This window comes from Nonomuraea sp. NPDC050022 (assembly GCF_044460705.1).
Classification (GTDB): Bacteria; Actinomycetota; Actinomycetes; order Streptosporangiales; family Streptosporangiaceae; genus Nonomuraea.
Genome location: NZ_JBITKE010000010.1, coordinates 435,002 through 452,186 on the forward strand (window position 1 = coordinate 435,002; position 17,185 = coordinate 452,186).

The 17,185-nt window shown below is 69.9% G+C and carries 13 protein-coding genes; 4 read left to right on the plus strand and 9 right to left on the minus strand.

Features of this window, described 5'->3' with window-relative positions; genetic code table 11:
- Positions 1 to 14: 14 nt before the first annotated feature.
- Positions 15 to 2,615: a BTAD domain-containing putative transcriptional regulator gene (locus ACIBO2_RS39995; protein WP_397303701.1), complete on the minus strand. Its 2,601-nt coding sequence runs from the start codon at positions 2,613 to 2,615 to the stop codon at positions 15 to 17.
- 45 nt (positions 2,616 to 2,660) lie between these two features.
- On the opposite strand from ACIBO2_RS39995, the gene ACIBO2_RS40000 reads away from it, so the two are divergent.
- A complete protein-coding gene (locus ACIBO2_RS40000; protein ID WP_397303813.1) occupies positions 2,661 to 6,089 on the plus strand; it encodes a WD40 repeat domain-containing serine/threonine protein kinase in 3,429 nt (1,142 codons plus the stop codon).
- A gap of 581 nt (positions 6,090 to 6,670) precedes the next feature.
- Here ACIBO2_RS40000 and ACIBO2_RS40005 read toward each other — a convergent pair.
- A complete protein-coding gene (locus ACIBO2_RS40005; RefSeq protein WP_358535582.1) occupies positions 6,671 to 7,402 on the minus strand; it encodes a Mut7-C RNAse domain-containing protein in 732 nt (243 codons plus the stop codon).
- 32 nt (positions 7,403 to 7,434) lie between these two features.
- Between ACIBO2_RS40005 and ACIBO2_RS40010 the strand changes: the two genes are divergently transcribed.
- Entirely contained in the window at positions 7,435 to 8,334 is a 900-nt protein-coding gene (locus ACIBO2_RS40010; protein WP_358535584.1) for a TAXI family TRAP transporter solute-binding subunit, read from the plus strand.
- Positions 8,335 to 8,370: 36 nt separating this feature from the next.
- Here ACIBO2_RS40010 and ACIBO2_RS40015 read toward each other — a convergent pair whose 3' ends face one another.
- The 4 genes from ACIBO2_RS40015 to ACIBO2_RS40030 form a co-directional block, all read right to left on the minus strand.
- Positions 8,371 to 9,708, minus strand: coding sequence for a HAMP domain-containing sensor histidine kinase (locus ACIBO2_RS40015; protein WP_358535586.1), 1,338 nt, complete (start codon positions 9,706 to 9,708; stop codon positions 8,371 to 8,373).
- A complete protein-coding gene (locus ACIBO2_RS40020; protein ID WP_357947318.1) occupies positions 9,705 to 10,370 on the minus strand; it encodes a response regulator transcription factor in 666 nt (221 codons plus the stop codon). The genes ACIBO2_RS40015 and ACIBO2_RS40020 overlap by 4 nt, the downstream gene beginning before the upstream one ends.
- A 9-nt stretch (positions 10,371 to 10,379) precedes the next feature.
- Entirely contained in the window at positions 10,380 to 11,702 is a 1,323-nt protein-coding gene (locus ACIBO2_RS40025) for an MFS transporter (RefSeq protein WP_358535588.1), read from the minus strand.
- A gap of 148 nt (positions 11,703 to 11,850) precedes the next feature.
- Positions 11,851 to 12,096, minus strand: a complete 246-nt coding sequence (locus ACIBO2_RS40030; protein ID WP_358535590.1) for a DUF2630 family protein — start codon at positions 12,094 to 12,096, stop codon at positions 11,851 to 11,853.
- Positions 12,097 to 12,134: 38 nt separating this feature from the next.
- Here ACIBO2_RS40030 and ddaH point away from each other — a divergent pair, with 38 nt between their 5' ends.
- The gene (gene ddaH / locus ACIBO2_RS40035) at positions 12,135 to 12,878 is read left to right on the plus strand and encodes a dimethylargininase (RefSeq protein WP_358535592.1); all 744 of its coding nucleotides are present in this window, start codon (positions 12,135 to 12,137) and stop codon (positions 12,876 to 12,878) included.
- A 162-nt stretch (positions 12,879 to 13,040) separates the two neighbouring features.
- Positions 13,041 to 14,747 (plus strand): 2-isopropylmalate synthase, encoded by a 1,707-nt coding sequence (gene leuA, locus ACIBO2_RS40040; RefSeq protein WP_358535594.1) that lies wholly within the window; start codon positions 13,041 to 13,043, stop codon positions 14,745 to 14,747.
- A 47-nt stretch (positions 14,748 to 14,794) separates the two neighbouring features.
- On the opposite strand, the gene ACIBO2_RS40045 is transcribed toward leuA, so the two are convergent.
- From ACIBO2_RS40045 to ACIBO2_RS40055, 3 genes are read right to left on the minus strand one after another with little or no spacing between them, the layout of a single operon-like run.
- Positions 14,795 to 15,229 carry a YbaB/EbfC family nucleoid-associated protein gene (locus ACIBO2_RS40045; protein ID WP_358535596.1) on the minus strand — a complete coding sequence of 145 codons (435 nt, stop codon included), beginning with the start codon at positions 15,227 to 15,229 and terminating at the stop codon, positions 14,795 to 14,797.
- Positions 15,230 to 15,246: 17 nt separating this feature from the next.
- A complete protein-coding gene (locus tag ACIBO2_RS40050; RefSeq protein ID WP_358535598.1) occupies positions 15,247 to 15,549 on the minus strand; it encodes a hypothetical protein in 303 nt (100 codons plus the stop codon).
- Positions 15,550 to 15,565: 16 nt separating this feature from the next.
- Positions 15,566 to 16,969, minus strand: coding sequence for a hypothetical protein (locus ACIBO2_RS40055; protein WP_358535600.1), 1,404 nt, complete (start codon positions 16,967 to 16,969; stop codon positions 15,566 to 15,568).
- Positions 16,970 to 17,185 lie beyond the last annotated feature (216 nt).

Consider the following 17,185-nt stretch of genomic DNA (forward strand, 5'->3'; position numbering starts at 1 on the left):
CAGCCCACCATGCTTCACCCCACCATGGGCAGCGCTTGGGAGCGGCCCAGATCGTCCTCCAGCGCCTCAAAGACCGCCAGCGCCGACCCCGCCAGCTCCCTGGCCCGCTCCGCCGCGCCCTCCGCCTGGTTCACCCGGGCCAGGGCGAGCAGGGCGTACGCGTCGAGCAGCTGGTCGCCGAGCCGTACGGCGATCCCTCTGGCCGTCTCGGCGGCTGTCCTGGCATCGGGGACCGCGTGCTGCGCCAGCCGTACCGAGGAAAGATCCAGGAGCGTGTCGGCCTGCCGGTAGCGGTCGCCGAGCGCGGCGAGGTGGACGGCGGCGGTCTGGAGGCGGTCCGCGGCCTCGTCGAGGCGGCCCGCGCGGTGCAGGACCACGCCCAGCACGCGCAGCGCTTCGGCGGCGTCGCGATCGTTCTCCGCCGCCTTCAGGCAGCCGAGCAGGGCGCGCTCGGCCTCGGGCAGCCGGTCGCGTTCGAGGTGGACGCGGCCGAGGCGCCGCCTGGTGTGGTTGACGTCGCGGGTGCGTCCCTCGCGCAGGAACATGCCGAGCGCCAGCCTGAGCCGGTCGTGCGCCAGGTCCCACTCCCGTTCGGCCAGGTGCAGGTCGCCCAGGTCACGCAGGATCAGCGCCTCGCCCATGATGTCGCCCGCGCGCCGCGCGGACTCCAGCGCCGCCGCCGTGACGTGGCGCCAGTCGTCGAGGAAGCGGTGGCGTTCGAGGTAGGGCCCGAGCAGGTGGGCGAGCCGTCGGCAGCCGTCGTCGAGGCCGGCCTGATGGAGGTCGGAGACCAGGCTGACCAGGAAGGCCCGCTCGGCGGCGAGCCACTCGACCGACTCCCTGATGTCCCTGGTCGCCACGAGGGTGCCCGGATCGCCGGAGACCAGCGAGAAGCGCGAGGACCGGACCCTGGCCAGGACCATGTCCATCAGCCGTACGAGCGCGTCCGGCGCGCCCTGGCCCGCTTGCTCGCGGGCGAACAGGCGGGTCAGGTCGTGCAGCCGGTAACGCACCTGCCCGGCCACGTCGACCACGTGCGTCTCCAGCAGCCCGGCGTCGACCAGCGCCTCGGCCTGCCCGCCGAACAGCTCCGCCACCCAGTCCGCGAAGTCCGGCGCCGACAGCGCGCCGAGCCCGCGCAGTGTGGCCTTGGCGGGGCCGGGCAGGCCGTCGTAGCCGATGGCGAGCACGCTGCGCACGGCCTGGTCGCCGGAGCGCAACCCGTCGAGCCGCTCATGCTCGTCCTGCAGCAGGCCGACCAGGTAGTCGACGGTCCATCCCGGCCGGGCGGCCAGCCGGGATCCGGCGATGCGCAGCGCGATCGGCAGCCCGCCGCAGAACCTGGCCAGCCTGCCCAGCGCCTCGTCGGCCACCCGGCCGGAGGTGCGGACGAGCAGGTCGAGCGAGTCGTCCTCGCCGAGCACGCCTACGGACACGCGGGTCGCGCCGGACAGGCCGCCGAGCGAGGAACGGCTGGTGATGACCGTGGGGCAGGACGTCAGCAGCGGCCGCACCTGGCTCTCGGCCGACGCGTTGTCGAGCAGCACCAGCAGCCGGCGGTTGGCCGCGTACGTACGGAAAAGTCGCTCTCGCCCGTCGAGCGAGGCGGGGACGGCCTGGGCCGGGCAGCCCAGCCAGCGCAGGAAGTCCTCGAGCACCGCCGCGGGCGCCGTCGTCTCGCGCAGGTCGGCGTACAGGATCCCGTCGGGGAAGCGTTCGCGCTCCCGCCAGGCGACGTGCACGGCCAGCGCCGACTTGCCCGCGCCCGCCTGCCCGTGCACCACGACCTGCCCGCCCGCTATCGGCTCGACCGCCACAAGCTCGACCGCCACAAGATCGAGGAGGTCGGCGCGGCCGGTGAACCCGGTCACGTCGTGCGGCAGCAGCACCGGCGGCCCCGCCGAGACGTGCAGCGACACGTCGTCGTGCAGCATGCGGTGATAGAGCAGCTGCAGGTCGGAGTCGGGCTCGATCGCGTGGCCGTCGTCGAGCGCCTCACGTAACGCCGCGTACGCGTCGAGGGCCTCCGCCCGCCGCCCGCTCCGGTAGAGCGCGAGCATGTACTGGCCGCGGAAGCGCTGCCAGAGCGGATGCTGCCCGGCCAGCCGCCGCAGCTCCGACAGCAGTTCGCGGTGACGGCCGGCGTCGAGGTCGAGCTGCACCCGGCGTTCCAGGGCGAACAGCCGCAGCTCCTCCAGCTCCTCGCGCAGCCGCCGCGTCTCCACCCAGCGCTCCCCGTCGGGGTCGAGGTCCTCGAGCGCCGGTCCGCGCCACAGAGCCAGCGCCTCCTGGTACGAGCCCCGCTCCACCAGCGATCGGAAGCGGTCGACGTCGAGCTGTTCCGCACCGATGGCCAGCGTGTACGTGCCGGACACCGTGGTGATCACGTCCTTGCCGATGAGCTGGCGCAACTGCCCGACATAGCCCCGGACCAGGGAGTCGGACCGGTCGCCGCCCTCGCGCGGCCACAGCAGCCCGCGCAGCCGTCCGACGGTGAGCGGGCGGCGCGCGTTGAGCACGAACATCGCCAGCAGGTCGCGGTGCTTGGGCGCGCTCGGTGTGCGGTCGCTGTCGCCGTCGAGCACTTCCAGCGGACCCATGATGCGAAATTCCACGCGGCCTTCCTCAGCAGAACGACATCGACCACAATTACACACTTGATGATCCCGCTGACTCCCTCCGACCCGCACCGGTTGGGCCGCTACTGGCTCGCCGGGCGGCTGGGCGCCGGTGGCCAGGGCGTCGTCTATGAGGCGTACGGCGAGGAGGGGGAGCGCGTCGCCGTCAAGGTGCCCAGGTTCGATGATCCCGACTCGCGGGCCAGGCTGGCCAGGGAGGCGGCGGCGGCCGCGCGGGTGGCCTCGTTCTGCACGGCCAGAATCATCGAGGTGGCCGAGCCGTACATCGTCAGCGAGTTCGTGCCCGGCCCCAACCTGCGGCAGGTGATCGCCGAGCACGGCCCCTACGAGGGTGACACGCTGCGGCGCCTGGCGATCGGCGTGGCGACCGCGCTGACGGCCATCCACCAGGCCGGCGTCGTGCACCGTGACCTCAAGCCCGACAACATCATCCTCGGGCCCGACGGTCCCCGGGTGATCGACTTCGGTGTGGCGCGCGAGGCCGGTCCGACGACCACCGGCCCGGTCATGGGCACGCCCAACTACATGGCGCCGGAGGTCCTGGCCGGGCGGGGCGCGACGGCCGCGGCGGACCTGTGGGCGTGGGGGCTGGTGGTGCTGTTCGCGGCCCGGGGCGAGGACGCGATCGAGGTACGCGAGCCGGTCGCGGTCATCGGCGAGGTCATGGACTTCCGCCCCGACATGGCCGACCTGGCCGACCCGCTCGGACGGCTCGTGGCGAGCGCGCTCACGAAGGACCCGGCCGTGCGGCCCTCGGCGCGCGCGGCCCTGCTGGAGCTGATCGGCGCCGACGGCGGCGACCCGCTTTCTCGTGGCGGGGCGCTGGCCGGCCCGCTTAGGAGCCCGGCCGAGCCCGACCTGGGCGCGATCGCCGAGGAGCTGTACGACGAGCTGTCCGAGGTCGAGCGGGCGGCCGTCCCCGAGGTGCTGCTGCGCATGCTCGACGGAGACGGCTCACTCAGGCCGGTGACCCGCGACGAACTGCCCGAGACCGAGGCCGTGTCCGCCCTGCTCACCTTCTTCGAGGCGGCGGGCCTCGTGAGGAGCACCGGCACCACGTACGAGCTGGCCAAGCCCGCCCTGATCCAGGCATGGCCCCGGCTGCGGACCTGGGTGGCCGACAACCGCGAGGGGCTGCCGGTGCACCGGCGCCTGGTCGAGGCGGCCGGCCTCTGGGACGGCCACGGCCGGAAACCCGGCGACCTGCTGCACGGCTCCAGCCTCGACCGCACGCTCCAGTGGGCCGCCGCCGAACGCAAGGACCTCACACTGGCCAGGAGGGAACGGGAGTTCCTCGACGCCGCGGCCAAGCAGATCAGAAGCCAGTCCAGGAGGCGCGGCCTGCTGGCGACGGCGCTGGCCGTACTGCTGGTCGCCGCGCTGGGCGGGCTGGGGCTGGCCGAGTACCGGCGCGGGGTGACCGAGCGGCAGCGCGACGAAGCCCTCGCCAGGTCGCTGGTGCTGCGCGCGGCCGACCTGCGTGACACCTGGCCGAAGGTGAGCATGGTGATGAGCGCCGCCGCCTGGCGGCTGGCCCCGCTGCCCGAGTCGAGAGGCGCGCTGTACGACTCGCTGTCGCAGACGACGCTGGACTCGTTCACCGACCCCTCGGCGAGCGCCGAGACCAGGTACGCCCTGAGCCCCGATGGCCGCACGCTCCTCGCCGCGGCGGGCGGGCAGGCGCGGTTCTTGGACGTTCCCGGGCATCACAGTACGAAGGAGCTCTCCGGCATCGGTCCGGTGTCGAAGCTCGCGCTCAGCTACGACGGCCGGACGTTGGCCGTCCAGGACGAGCGGCACGTCCGCCTCTGGGACGTGTCCAGCGGCGCCCCACGGGGCAAGCCCTTCGCGGCGGGCGCGTTGGCGACCCACGCCGACTCGCTCCACTTCTCTCCGGATGGACGGCGCCTCTTCGTCCCCCAAGGCATCGAAGGCCGCTACGGTGCGTGGTGGGACCTGGAGACCCGGCGGTCGCTCGGGATGGACGCCGTGAGCCGCGACGGCGCCCTGGGCGTCCGCTACTCCACCGGTGGCAGCCGGGCCGAGCTCTGGGACCTGCGCACGCGGCGACGGCTCCGTGCGCCCTGGCTGCCGGAGAAGAAACTGGTCAAAGAGGCCGAATTCGCTCCCGACGGCCCGGAACTCGCCGTCACGGTTTTTCACCCCGAGGTCCACGGCGTCAGTCTGCTGCTCAGGAGTGTGCCGTCCGGCAAACCGCTGCCGGGCGACGGCGCCGGACCGGTGGCGGACGACATCTCGTTCGACGGCCGGTTCATCGCGATGTGGGCCGACGCCAGGCTGGTCGTGCTGCGGCGCTCCGATGGATGGATGATGGCCGACCGGTCTCTCCACGCGGCGATCTCCCAGCTCCGGTTCGACGGCACCGCCCTGCGCGTCAAAACGGGCGGCGGCACGGTCTACACGACTGAGATCGCCGGGGTGATGGTGGCCGCTGTGGCTCACCGGACCTCCGACGGCTTCGCGCGCCTCGCGCCGGGCGGCGGCGGGCTCGCCGTCTATTCTGGCGGCCGGGTCCGGCTCTGGACCGGCGGCAGGGAGATCGCGCGTCCTGTTGAGGTGGGTGACCCCACGGGCCAGGGAGCGGTACTCGCCTTCTCCTCCGACGGGTCCCTCCTGGCCGTTGGGGGAGCGGAGAGCGAGAAGGCGCGGGTCACCGTGCTCGACACGCACACGGGAGCCGTGCGTACGGCGTTCAACCTCGCGGGCAAGAACGCGCGGGGAGTGGAAGGGATGGCGTTCAGCCCGGACGGCGGCACGCTGGCCGTCGCTCCCGCGCTTATGGGCGCGGAGGGCCGGGCCGAGCTGTGGGACCTGCGCACCGGGTCCGTGACCGAGGCCACCACGCCGGGCTCGGAACAGATGGTCTTCAGGCCCGACGGGAAGGTGCTGATCACCATGACCGACTCCTATCTCACGATGGTCGATCCGGTCGGCGGTCATCCCGCCAGGCCGGGCAGGGTGCCCGGCGGGGCCACCGCCTTCAGCCCCGACGGCAGGTACGCGGTCGTCAGCGCGGCCGATCGGATGACGATGTGGGACTCGGCCTTCGCGAAGGTCATCGCCACCTTCCCCGCGATCCAGGGTGCCGGCGGCTCGACCCCCGTCTGGTCACCCGATGGGCGCACGATCGCCACCTATGGTTCGGACGCGCGGATCCGGCTCTGGGACGTCGCCGAACGCCGATACCTGGGAACCGTGTACGACGGGTTGAGCGACCTTGGGGACGCCGGGGACGCGTCGATCGCCTTCAGCCGGGACGGGCGGACGCTCTTCGTCGCCACCGCGGAGGGCGTGGTCAGGCAGGTCGCCCTCGACGGCGACCGAGCGCGGGCCGAGGTGTGCCGCAGGGCGGGCGGGACGCTGAGCGCGGCCGACTGGCAGCGATACCTGCCTGAGATCGAGCCATTCGACCCCTGCGTCACCCCGTAGCCGCTCACTGCCGCGCCGACCGGACGATGCCCCCTGCGGCCGCGGCTCACACGAGAGCGATGGACCGCAGCGTGTCTGATCAGTACCAGCCGGAGCTTTGGTAGTGGCTCCATGCCGCGCAAGGCGTGCTGTAGTGCGTCTTGATATAGCCAAGTCCCCATTTAATCTGGGTTCGGGCGTTCGTCTTCCAGTTTGGGCCGGCGGAGGCCATCAGCCTCCCGGGATTCGCTCGAGGTATTCCGTATGGCCCTGATGGCGTTCCTGCCGTGGTGCTCCAGTGGCTGACGCGATTCCACAGTGAGACCAGACAGTTGAATTGCGATGAAGGGTTCCAGCCATAGCTGGGCATCATGCTCTTTGCTATCCGCTGGCTCTCAGATGCTGGAACGGGAGTGGCTGCGTACGAAGGCGCAGGCGGTACGAGCAGGGCGGCCAACGCTGAGAGCGAAATTCCGATGGCTGTGAGTCGATTTCGCATTACTTCTGCCCTTCTCATGCACATGGAAAGTGGTGAGAGTGGATTGGACGGGGGAATGCGGCGGTGGACGGTGGCGGGCTCGGGTCGCGTGGTGAGCCCTGCCTCACCCCGTAGCCGCCCACTGCCGGGCCGTCGCCACGATCTCCTCCAGGTGGCCGCTGTGGGCGCCGTGCCAGTACACGTGGCCGCACTCCTGGCACCGCCCGTACGCGTCGAAGGCGTGCCGGGTGCCCGCCTCCAGGACCGGCAGCACCTCGCGCTTCTCCACCGGGACCAGCTCGCCGTTGCAGGCCGTGCACCTCGTCCACGGGCGCAGCGGCGGGGTGAAGCGTTCGAGGAGGTCGCGGAGTTGGTCGTGGGGACGGGAGCCGCGCACGTACGCGCCGAGCCACAGCGCGCGGCGGCGCAGCAGGCCGCGGTCCTGGGTGAGCAACACCCGGCGCTCCTCGTTGGCCTGCACGACCAGCGCCGGGTCGTCCATGTCGTTGTGGTAGGCCGTGTCGAGGCCGAGCAGGCGCAGCCGTCGCGCGAGCGTGCCCAGGTGCACGTCCAGCAGGAAGCGGGGCTCGCGGGGCAGCGGCTGGGGTCTGGGTATCGGCCGTACCTCGATGAGGTCGCCGGCCGCGGGCTGGTAGGAGGGGCCGACGCCGCGGCCGTCGACGGTCATCGGCCCGACCTCCGTCAACGGGATGCCGGCCGACTCCACGTGGTGGCCCAGGGTGGAGCTGCCGCCGATGGCGATCCGGTGGCGCTCGCGGCGCCGGCTCACGGGCAGGAACATCATCAGGTCTGCGGAGATTCGAAGGTGCGCGTCCCGTTCGGTCACATTGTCCATTCTGCTTGATTCGATAACGTGAGCCTGTGCCGATGTCCCGCCGTGTCTTTCTCGCGCTCGCCGCGCTGAACGCTGCGGGCTGCTCGGTCACCGCCTCGGAGCAACGCTCGCTGCGGCTGGCGACCGGGTTGGCCGGTGGGCCGTACGGGGTGCTCGGCGACCGGTTCGCGGCCGAGTTGCGGCGCGACGGGTTCACCGTCGAGGTGATCGAGACCGCGGCCAGCGTGCAGAATCTCACCATGCTCACCGACGGCCGGGCGGATCTCGGGTTCTCGCTCGCCGACAGCGCCGACGACGCCGTACGCGTGCGCCACCAGCCCGTCGCTGCGCTGGCCAGGATGTACATGAACTACGTCCATCTGGTGGTACGCGCCAACTCGGACATCTTCGCCCCCAAGGACCTGGCCTGGCGGCAGGTCTCCATCGGGGCCGAGGGATCGGGCACCGCCGTGACCGCCGAACGGGTGCTCGACGCCGCCGGGGTACGTAATCACATCACCGCCAGGCTTGGCCTCGACGGGTCGATCAAGGCGCTCGTCGACGGCGTGATCGACGCGTTCTTCTGGTCGGGCGGCGTGCCCACCCCCGCGCTCGCCTCACTCGGCGGCATCAGGATCGTCCCGTTGGAGCCGTTCGTGCCGATGCTGCGCCGCATCTATGGCCCGGTCTATGAGCACGCCACCATCCCCGCGGGCGTGTACGGCAGCGCGAAACCGGTCCCGACCGTCGGCACGCCCAGCTACCTGGTCTGCCGTCAGGCCCTGTCCGACGACGTCGCCTACACCGTCACCGCGACGCTCTTCAGCGCCCGCGACCGCCTGCAGGCCCCCTCGGCGCCGGGCGGCCGCCTCGACAAGCGCTACGCCATCGGCACCGGCATCGTCCCGCTGCACCCCGGCGCCGCCCGCTACTACAGGTCTGTGTACGGGTAAACAAGCGCTACAGGTCCGTGTACGGCCAAACGAGCGCTACAGCTCCGTGTACGGCTCAGCCAGCCGCAACTCCACGACCAGCCCATGGGGTACGGCGGGCAGCAGGCTCAACGTCGCCCCGCACGACTTGGCCAGCTCCGTGGCGATGGCCAGCCCCAGCCCGCTACCCGGCACGTTCGCGTGCGCGCCCGACCGCCAGAACCGGCCCAGCGCGTCACCCCGCTCCTCCTCGGCCAGCCCCGGCCCGTCGTCGGCGACCCGCAGGACGCCGTCGGAGAGCGTGACCGTCACCGTGCCGCCCGCGGGCACGAACTTCTGGGCGTTGTCGAGCGCGATGTCCGCCACCCTGGCCGCCGCCTCCGGCACCAGCGACATCTCCGGCACGTCCACCCGCAGAGTGAGATCCTTGGCCGGGTAGACCTCCCGCCACACCGCCAGCCGGGGCCGCAGCTCGATCTCCTTGGCCTCGCCGCCCGCGCCCGCCTCGACCCTGGCCAGCGCCAGCAGGTCCTCCACCAGCAGGGCCAGCCGGTCGAGCTCGGCCATGGCCTCCTCGAACTCGGTGGTGCCGTCCGCGCGCAGGTGCGGCTCCAGGTTCTCCAGCCGCAGCCCGAGCACGGTCAGCGGGGTGCGCAGCTCGTGCGAGGCGTCGGCCACGAACGCCCGCTGCCGCTCCATCGCCCCCGACACCGCGTCGGCCATCGCGTTGAACCGCTCCTCCAGCCGCTGCAGCTCCGAGGGCCCGCCGCCGGGATTGGCCCGGGCGTCGAGGTGGCCTTCCGCGATGGCCCGGGTGGTGCGGTCGAGCTCGGTCACCGGGCGCAGGATCCAGCGGGCCAGCTGTCTGGCCGCCAGCACCGAGTAGCCCAGCGCGATCAGCGCGCCCAGCGCCAGCGCGCCCCAGACGAGCGAGACGTCCAGCCGCGACTGGTCGGTGCGGGCCTGGAGCAGCACCACGCCGGACAGCTGCGCGTCCCGGCCGGCCGGCTCGGCCAGCAGGACCTTCGCCGGGCCGAAGGGGCTGATCGTGGGCAGGTCCTCGGTCGTGCGGCCGCTCAGGGCCAGCCGGGTCTCCGCCTGGTCGTCGCCGTCGAAGCGGCCGGCCGTGACCACGATCATGCCGTCCCTGTCGCGGACGCGGATGGCCGCGCCGTACAGGTCGGCGTAACGGACGACCTCGGCCGTCAGCGCCGTACGATCGTCGTCGCGCGCGGCCTGGTCGGCCAGTTCCGCGAAACGGGTGGCGTCGGCCCGCCGGTCGAGCAGCAGGCGGTTCGTACGGTGCGAGGCGTAGGCGAAGCCGAGCGGCACCGCCAGCGCCGCGATGAGGAACACGATCAGCGTGGTGAACGTGACCACCAGGCGGGAGTTCACGCCGTGGAACCCAGGCGGTAGCCGGTGCCGCGCAGCGTCTCGACCAGGTGCGGGCGGCCGGTCTTCGACCGCAGCCCGGCCACGTGCACGTCGAGCGAGCGGGAGGCCGACAGCAGCGGGTCGCCCCAGACCTCGTCCAGGATCTCCTCGCGGCTGCGCACCACGCCAGGCTCACGGGCCAGCAGCGCCAGCACGTCGAACTCGCGCCTGGTCAGCGTCACCTGCTCACCCGACACGGTGACCTGCCTGGCCTCCAGGTCGATGCGCACATCGCCGACGCTGACCACGTGGTCCCGCGTCGGCATCGGGCGGGTGCCCCTGCGCATCACGGCCTCCATACGGGCCATTAACTCGACCGTACGGAACGGCTTGACCAGGTAGTCGTCGGCCCCGGACCGCAGGCCGCGGAGCACCTCGCGCTCCTCCGTGCGGGCGGTCACCACGATGACCGGCACGGCCGACACCCGGCGCAGGCGGCGCAGCACCTCAAGGCCATCCATGTCGGGCAGGCCCAGGTCCAGCAGGACGAAGTCGACGCCCCCCGCCAGGCGGAGGGCGTCGACTGCCAGCCCCGCGCGCGCGACCTGGTGGCCATGGCGCGCGAGGGCCGTGGTGAGCGCGGAGGCGAGTCGATCGTCGTCTTCGACCAGGAGAACTCGCATCAGGCCAGATTAGGCCCGGACGGAGACCGACTCCGCCGCTCCCTCTCGCTCCGAGCGGGAGAGCGCCACGTCGCGCGTCTCGCGCATGGTCAGGTAGACCACCAGCGACACGGCGGCGCAGCCCGAGACGTACCAGTAGAAGCCGGACTCGACGCCCGCCGACTTGAACCACAGCGCGACGTACTCCGCCGTGCCGCCGAACAGGGCGTTCGCGATGGCGTACGGCAGGGCCACGCCGAGCGCCCGGATGTGCGTCGGGAACAGTTCCGCCTTGACCACCGCGTTGATCGAGGTGTAGCCGGTGATGATGATCAGGCCGACGAGCGACAGGATGAACGCGCCGACGAAGCCGGAGACGCTGGACAGCGCGGTCATGAGCGGTACGGTGCCGAGCATCGACCCGATGCCGAACGTGATCAGCAGCGGCCGCCGGCCGATCCGGTCGGACAGCCCGCCGGCGAGCGGCTGGATCAACATGAAGATGAACAGCGCCGAGAAGCTGACCAGCGACGCGGTCTCCTTCGGCAGGTTCGCGGTGTTGACCAGGTACTTGGTGAGGTAGGTCGTGTAGGTGTAGTACGCGACCGTGCCGCCCATGGTCAGGGCGATGACGAGCAGGGCTTCCTTCTTGTGGGCCATCAGCGCCTTGATGGTGCCGCGCTCGCTCTTCTCACCCTCCTTGCCCTGCTCCTCCTCGTCGTACGCCTCGGTCTCCAGGAGGTTGCGCCGCAGGTAGAACACGACCGCCGCGCCGAGGGCGCCGATGATGAACGGGATGCGCCAGCCGTAGGAGTTGAGCGCCTCCTTGGTCATCGTGTTCTGCAGGATGATCTGCAGGCCCAGGCCGACGAGCTGACCGGCGGTCATCGACACGTACTGGAAGCTAGAGGCGAAGCCGCGCTTGCCCGCGGGGGTGGCCTCCGTCAGGTACGTGGCGCTGGCCGCGTACTCACCGCCCACGGAGATACCCTGCAGGAGGCGGGCGATCAGCAGGACCACGGCGCCGAAGTAGCCGACCGACTCGTACGTCGGGGCGATGGCGATCAGCAGCGCGCTCAGCGACATCAGCGTGACCGTCATGGTCAGCGCCGCCTTGCGGCCCTTCGTGTCGGCGTAGCGGCCGAGCAGCCAGCCGCCGATCGGGCGCATGAAGAAGCCCACGGCGAAGATGCCCGCGGTGTTGAGCAATTGTGCGGTGGAGTTGCCATTGGGGAAGAAGGAGGCGGCGAAATAGACGGCGAAACTGCTGTAGACAAACCAGTCGTACCACTCGACCAGATTGCCGACGGAACCGCCGATCACTGCCTTCCACGGCACGCGGGGTTGGCTCACTGGATTACCTCCTGTGCGGGGCCTGGGGGGAGTAGGTGCAGGCCAGAGCCTCTCCGCAGAAGGTTCTTCCGACAAGGGGAGACGGGCCAGATCTAACGTCCGCTTAACATCAAGGAAACGGAGAGGTGAGATCAGGCCCGTTTTCCCGTCATTGCCGGTAGTTCTCCACCTCGCCGGCCGGCCGGGCCTTGGCGCCGTCCGGGTTCTCGCCCGCGTCCCTTCTCGCCCTGCGCTGCCTGAGCAGGTCCCAGCACTGGTCGAGGGCCGTCTCCAGCTCCCTGACCCGCGTGTGCTCCTCGTCCGAGCTGACCTCGCCCGCCGACAGCCTGCTCCGCAGCTCGTGCTCTTCGGTGACCAGATCACTGATCTTGGTGAGAATCTCGTTGTCACGCATGTCCAAGACTGTAGTTACTACGTGATAGAACACGGCCTATGCCTGGTATTGCGCTGGTAAGAAAGCCCGGCCCACGGATCTCCGAGGGCATCGTCACGCATGTGGAGCGCGAACCGGTCGACCACGAACGGGCCCTTGACCAGCACGAACGCTACGTCGCCGCGCTGGAGGGGGCCGGGTGGCAGGTACGCCACGTGGAGGCGGCCGACGACCTGCCCGACGGGCCCTTCGTCGAGGACATGGTGGTGGTCTGCGACCGGCTGGCCGTACTGACCAGACCGGGGGCGATCGAGCGACGGCCCGAGGTGGACACCGTGGCGGCCCTCGTACGGGCGCTCGGGGTCAAATCCGTCAGAATCGCGCGGCCCGGCACGCTCGACGGCGGCGACGTCCTTCAGGTCGGCAGGACCGTGTACGTCGGCAGGTCGGCCAGGACGAACGACGAGGGGATCACCCAGCTCACCGCGTTGCTGCCGGAGCGGCAGGTGGTGCCCGTGGATCTGACCGGCGTCCTGCACCTGAAGTCGGCCGTCACGGCGCTGCCGGACGGCACGCTCATCGGCGACCCCGATCGCGCGGACCTGCCGGGGCTGCTCGTGCCCGCCGAGGAGTCGGGGGCGCACGTGGTGCTGCTGGGCGGCGACCGCGTGCTGATGGCCGCCTCCGCGCCGCGGACCTGCAAGATGCTTCAGGAACGCGGGCTGGAGGTGACGCTGGTGGACATCTCGGAGTTCGAGAAGTTGGAAGGCTGCGTCACCTGCCTGTCGGTTCTCATCATGTGAGATCAAGGACGGTTTACCGCGAGACGTCTGGTAGCGTGCAAGGCATGCTGCGTGGCCTCCTTCTTAGCTGCCGCGGCGGGGGCCACTGAGGCCGGCTCCCTCGCCGCGGAGCGAGCCATGCGCGTCGGCCGCTTTTCTTTCGACCGACGAGGAGCTCCCGACATGACCGCTCAGCAGCCCAGCCCGATGCCTTTCCAGCGTTATCAGCCGTTCGAACCGATCCGGCTGACCGATCGCACCTGGCCCGATCGGGTCATCACCGAAGCGCCGCGATGGTGCGCCGTGGACCTGCGCGACGGTAACCAGGCACTGATCGACCCGATGGACGCTCATCGCAAGCTGCAGATGTTCGAGCTGCTGGTGAAGATGGGCTACAAGGAGATCGAGGTCGGCTTCCCCGCGGCCAGCCAGACCGACTTCGACTTCATCCGGCAGATCATCGAAGAGGACCGGATCCCCGGCGACGTGGTGATCCAGGTGCTGACCCAGGCCAGGCCCGAGCTGATCGAGCGCACCTTCGAGTCGATCGAGGGCGCCAAGCAGGCCATCGTGCACCTGTACAACTCCACCTCCACGCTGCAGCGCCGGGTGGTCTTCGGGCAGGACCGCGACGGCATCACCGCCATCGCCGTCGAGGGCGCCAAGCTGGTCAAGAAGCTCGCCGACGCGACAGACGTGGACGTACGTTTCCAATACTCGCCCGAGTCCTTCACCGGCACCGAGCTGGACTACGCCGTCGAGGTCTGCGACGCGGTCAACGACGTGTGGCAGCCGACGCCCGAGCGCAAGGTCATCGTCAACCTGCCGGCCACGGTCGAGATGGCCACGCCCAACATCTACGCCGACCAGATCGAGTGGATGCACCGCCACCTGAAGTACCGCGACTCGATCGTCCTGTCGCTGCACCCGCACAACGACCGCGGCAGCGCCGTGGCCGCCGCCGAGCTGGGCTACATGGCCGGGGCCGACCGCATCGAGGGCTGCCTGTTCGGCAACGGCGAGCGCACCGGTAACGTCTGCCTGGTCACCCTGGGCATGAACCTGTTCTCCCAGGGCATCGACCCGCAGATCGACTTCGGCGACATCGACGAGATCCGCCGCGTCGTCGAATACTGCAACCAGCTGCCCGTGCACCCGCGCCACCCGTGGGGCGGCGAGCTGGTCTACACCGCCTTCTCCGGCTCCCACCAGGACGCCATCAAGAAGGGCTTCGACCACCTGGAGGCCGACGCGGCCGCGGCCGGGGTGCCGGTCGACCAGTTCACCTGGGCCGTCCCCTACCTGCCGATCGACCCCAAGGACATCGGCCGCACCTATGAGGCGGTCATCCGGGTCAACAGCCAGTCGGGCAAGGGCGGCGTCTCCTACATCATGAAGGCCGACCACCAGCTGGACCTGCCGCGACGGCTGCAGATCGAGTTCTCCAAGGTCGTCCAGGCGCGCACCGACGCCGAGGGCGGCGAGATCGGCTCGGCCGAGATGTACTCCATCTTCCGCGACGAATACCTGCCCAACCCGGCCAACCGCTGGGGCCGCCTCAGCCTGATGGCCCACCGCCACGAGTCGGCCGGGGACGACAAGGACCGCATCGGCGCCGACGTACGGCTCGACGGCGAGATCCGCGAGATCGAAGGCGTGGGCAACGGCCCGATCTCGGCCTTCATCGACGCGATCGCCAAGGTGGGCATCCGGGTGCGGGTGCTCGACTATGTGGAGCACGCGATGAGCGCGGGCAGCGACGCGAAGGCCGCCTCATACCTGGAGTGCGACGTCGACGGCCGGGTGCTGTGGGGAGTGGGGGTCGACGCCAACACCACGACGGCCTCGCTCAAGGCGATCATCTCGGCGGTCAACCGCGCGTCGCGCTGACCGTTCTCAGTCGACCGCGCCCCCTTCGCATGGTGCGGCGCGGTCGACTACTGGTCCATTTCCCGAAGGATCTGGTCGATTCGGCTCTCTCGATTGTTCATGGCGCGGTTGAAGGAGTGCATGACCTCCTCGAACTGTTCCATGGCCGCGTCAGGGGACGGTGGCGTCCGGCCGACGGCGCCGCGTAGCAGTTCCTCGTGGTTCCGCTCGCAGTCGTCCTGTGCGCGCCGCACCGCGAGGGTGATCTCCTCGCCGAGGTCCTGGCTGCTCAGTTTCATGGCGCGTGGGTCGAGGCGCACCTCGGTGATGCGGCCGCCGGAGTCGGTGCGGGCCCTGATCTTGCCGTCGGCGCTCTCACCGGCGCCGTAGACGTCCCTGAAGCCGCCACCGGCTTTCTTCAGGCGGCTGTGTGCCTGTTCGGCTTGTTCTGAGATTCGGTGGAGTTCGTCCTGGTAGATATTTTTGGCGTCGTCGGAACTCATGTTCTCCCTTTGGGGACCTATCCGGTCGGGTTGGTCCGGTCGTAGTTCTTTCCGGTCTGGTTCAGAGTCAGGCCCGCGTTGTTCAGGTTCCACATCAGGGAGTCCACCCAGTCGATGGTGTTGGTGTAGAACTTCAGATAGTCGTCGGCCAGTTCCTGGGATCCCTCGGGGAGCAGGCCGAAGCAGGTGGACGTCGGCCTGGCCGACTCGGCGAAAGCGTTTCGGGGAGTGGACAGCAGGCTCGTCGATTCGTTGGTGGCCTTTCCTCCTTTCTTCAGGTCGTCCGTGGAATATCCGACTTCCTGGCTTTTTCCGGTCATCGCGCGCTCCAGTCGGTTATTTCAGATCCGGGAGTTTCAGTTTCGTACCTGGTTTCAGGGCATTGGGGTCCGAACCGATGACGTCGCGGTTGGCGTTGTAGATTTCGGGCCAGTATTTTTCGCTGCCGTAGACCCGCTTCGCGATGTCGGCCAGCGTGTCCTGCCCTGCGACCTGGTGTGACGATGGCTGGGGGGCGGGGGTGGCGGGGGGCGCTGGCCGGCGGTCCATCAATGGGGGAGCATCAGGCTCCGGGTACTTCTTATGGTCGATGTGCGCCGGCGGCTCCGTCTGTTTGAAGGGCACGCCGATGGGTGGGGGAAGGTTGCGCAGGGCGGTGCCGGGAATGATCGCGCCGGTGGAGTTGAAGAGCTGGACCTGGAAGTCGCCGGTGATGCCGATCTTTTTGAGGGCGGCACCGTTCAGGGCGCCCCAGCCGCCGTTCAGCACCGCCACCTTCCCGATGTCCTTGACCATTTGCCCCAGCGTCTTGCCTTCGAGCCTGTCGTTGATGATCGTGTAGCCCGTTCCGGTCATGGCTCCTGCCGCGAAGAGGGCCTTGGCGCCGTACGCCTTCTTTGCCTTGTCCCAGCCGACGCGGCCCCAGGGGAAGGCCGACGATATCGCCGCGGAATTCACCATCTGCGCGTATTGGAGGCCGAAGGGCGCGAAGAACGACTGGCCCTTGAGCTCCCGGCCCAGGCCCACGAACATGAACTGGCCGGCGCCCAGCTGGAGGCCGAACATCTTGGCGTAGCTCTTGAAGGACGTCAGGGCCGTCTTGCCGAAACTCATGCCCTGCGTGCCGTTCAGCACCCAGTTCTGCGACTTGAAGACCGTCAGGCCCCTCCTGAGCGCCTTGCTCCTCTTCATCAGCTCGGCCAGCTTGCGCAGGGGTACGGCGACCTTTTTGAGAAACCAGATCAGCCGCGCCAGGATGGTGGCCGCGAGGCCGGCGCCCTGGGCGGCGATCTTGGCTCTGGCGACCCACGCGGCCCACCTGCCCATCACGCCCGTGAACATGGACAGGGCCACACTGATCGCCAGCGCCTGGAGGATGGATTTCAGCAGCTCCCGGAACGCCCGTTTGGTCTCGTGGGTCGCCTCCTTGGCCATGAGGAGCACTTCCGACACGTGGCCGAGGCTCTTGACCAGCGCCTTCCGTTCGGCCGGGTCGAAGTAGGTGTCGACCATCTCCTGGTAGTGCGTGGCCGCGTCGCCGGTCCACTGCTTGCGGCCCTTCTGCACGGCCGGGTCGATGTTCTTGTCGCCCACGGTATCCAGACTGGCGGCCAACTCCTTGCACGCCTCGGACATCTGCGCCAGCTGGCGTTCGTCGTTGTCGTTGCCCGCGGCCCTCATGGCGTTCATGATCGTCGTGATGAGCTGCGACAGCGCGTCGCCCTCAGCGGCTAGGTCCATGTACTCCCCTTCATGCGTCGCGCTGTTCTTGATCCGCAGACGCAGGAAGCGCTCGAGGTCCCCCTCCCATGCGGCTCCCGGTAGGGCAGGCGGCATCGGGTCATATGGTCATGATCGCTGCGGTGCCCCGCATTGTGGCATGCGGGCGGATGTTCGGCCAGAGATCCGGAGATCAAGGACGTCCAGCGTCGAGTATGGCCCCGCGCATCACATCCG

What these genes read in the sequence shown, in the direction of transcription:
- ACIBO2_RS40000 (WP_397303813.1), top strand. Translation starts at nt 2,661, where the DNA reads ATGATCCCGCTGACTCCCTCCGACCCGCACCGGTTGGGCCGCTACTGG.
- ACIBO2_RS40005 (WP_358535582.1), bottom strand. Translation starts at nt 7,402, where the DNA reads ATGGACAATGTGACCGAACGGGACGCGCACCTTCGAATCTCCGCAGAC.
- ACIBO2_RS40010 (WP_358535584.1), top strand. Translation starts at nt 7,435, where the DNA reads ATGTCCCGCCGTGTCTTTCTCGCGCTCGCCGCGCTGAACGCTGCGGGC.
- ACIBO2_RS40020 (WP_357947318.1), bottom strand. Translation starts at nt 10,370, where the DNA reads ATGCGAGTTCTCCTGGTCGAAGACGACGATCGACTCGCCTCCGCGCTC.
- ACIBO2_RS40030 (WP_358535590.1), bottom strand. Translation starts at nt 12,096, where the DNA reads ATGCGTGACAACGAGATTCTCACCAAGATCAGTGATCTGGTCACCGAA.
- ddaH (WP_358535592.1), top strand. Translation starts at nt 12,135, where the DNA reads ATGCCTGGTATTGCGCTGGTAAGAAAGCCCGGCCCACGGATCTCCGAG.
- leuA (WP_358535594.1), top strand. Translation starts at nt 13,041, where the DNA reads ATGACCGCTCAGCAGCCCAGCCCGATGCCTTTCCAGCGTTATCAGCCG.
- ACIBO2_RS40045 (WP_358535596.1), bottom strand. Translation starts at nt 15,229, where the DNA reads ATGAGTTCCGACGACGCCAAAAATATCTACCAGGACGAACTCCACCGA.
- ACIBO2_RS40050 (WP_358535598.1), bottom strand. Translation starts at nt 15,549, where the DNA reads ATGACCGGAAAAAGCCAGGAAGTCGGATATTCCACGGACGACCTGAAG.
- ACIBO2_RS40055 (WP_358535600.1), bottom strand. Translation starts at nt 16,969, where the DNA reads ATGGACCTAGCCGCTGAGGGCGACGCGCTGTCGCAGCTCATCACGACG.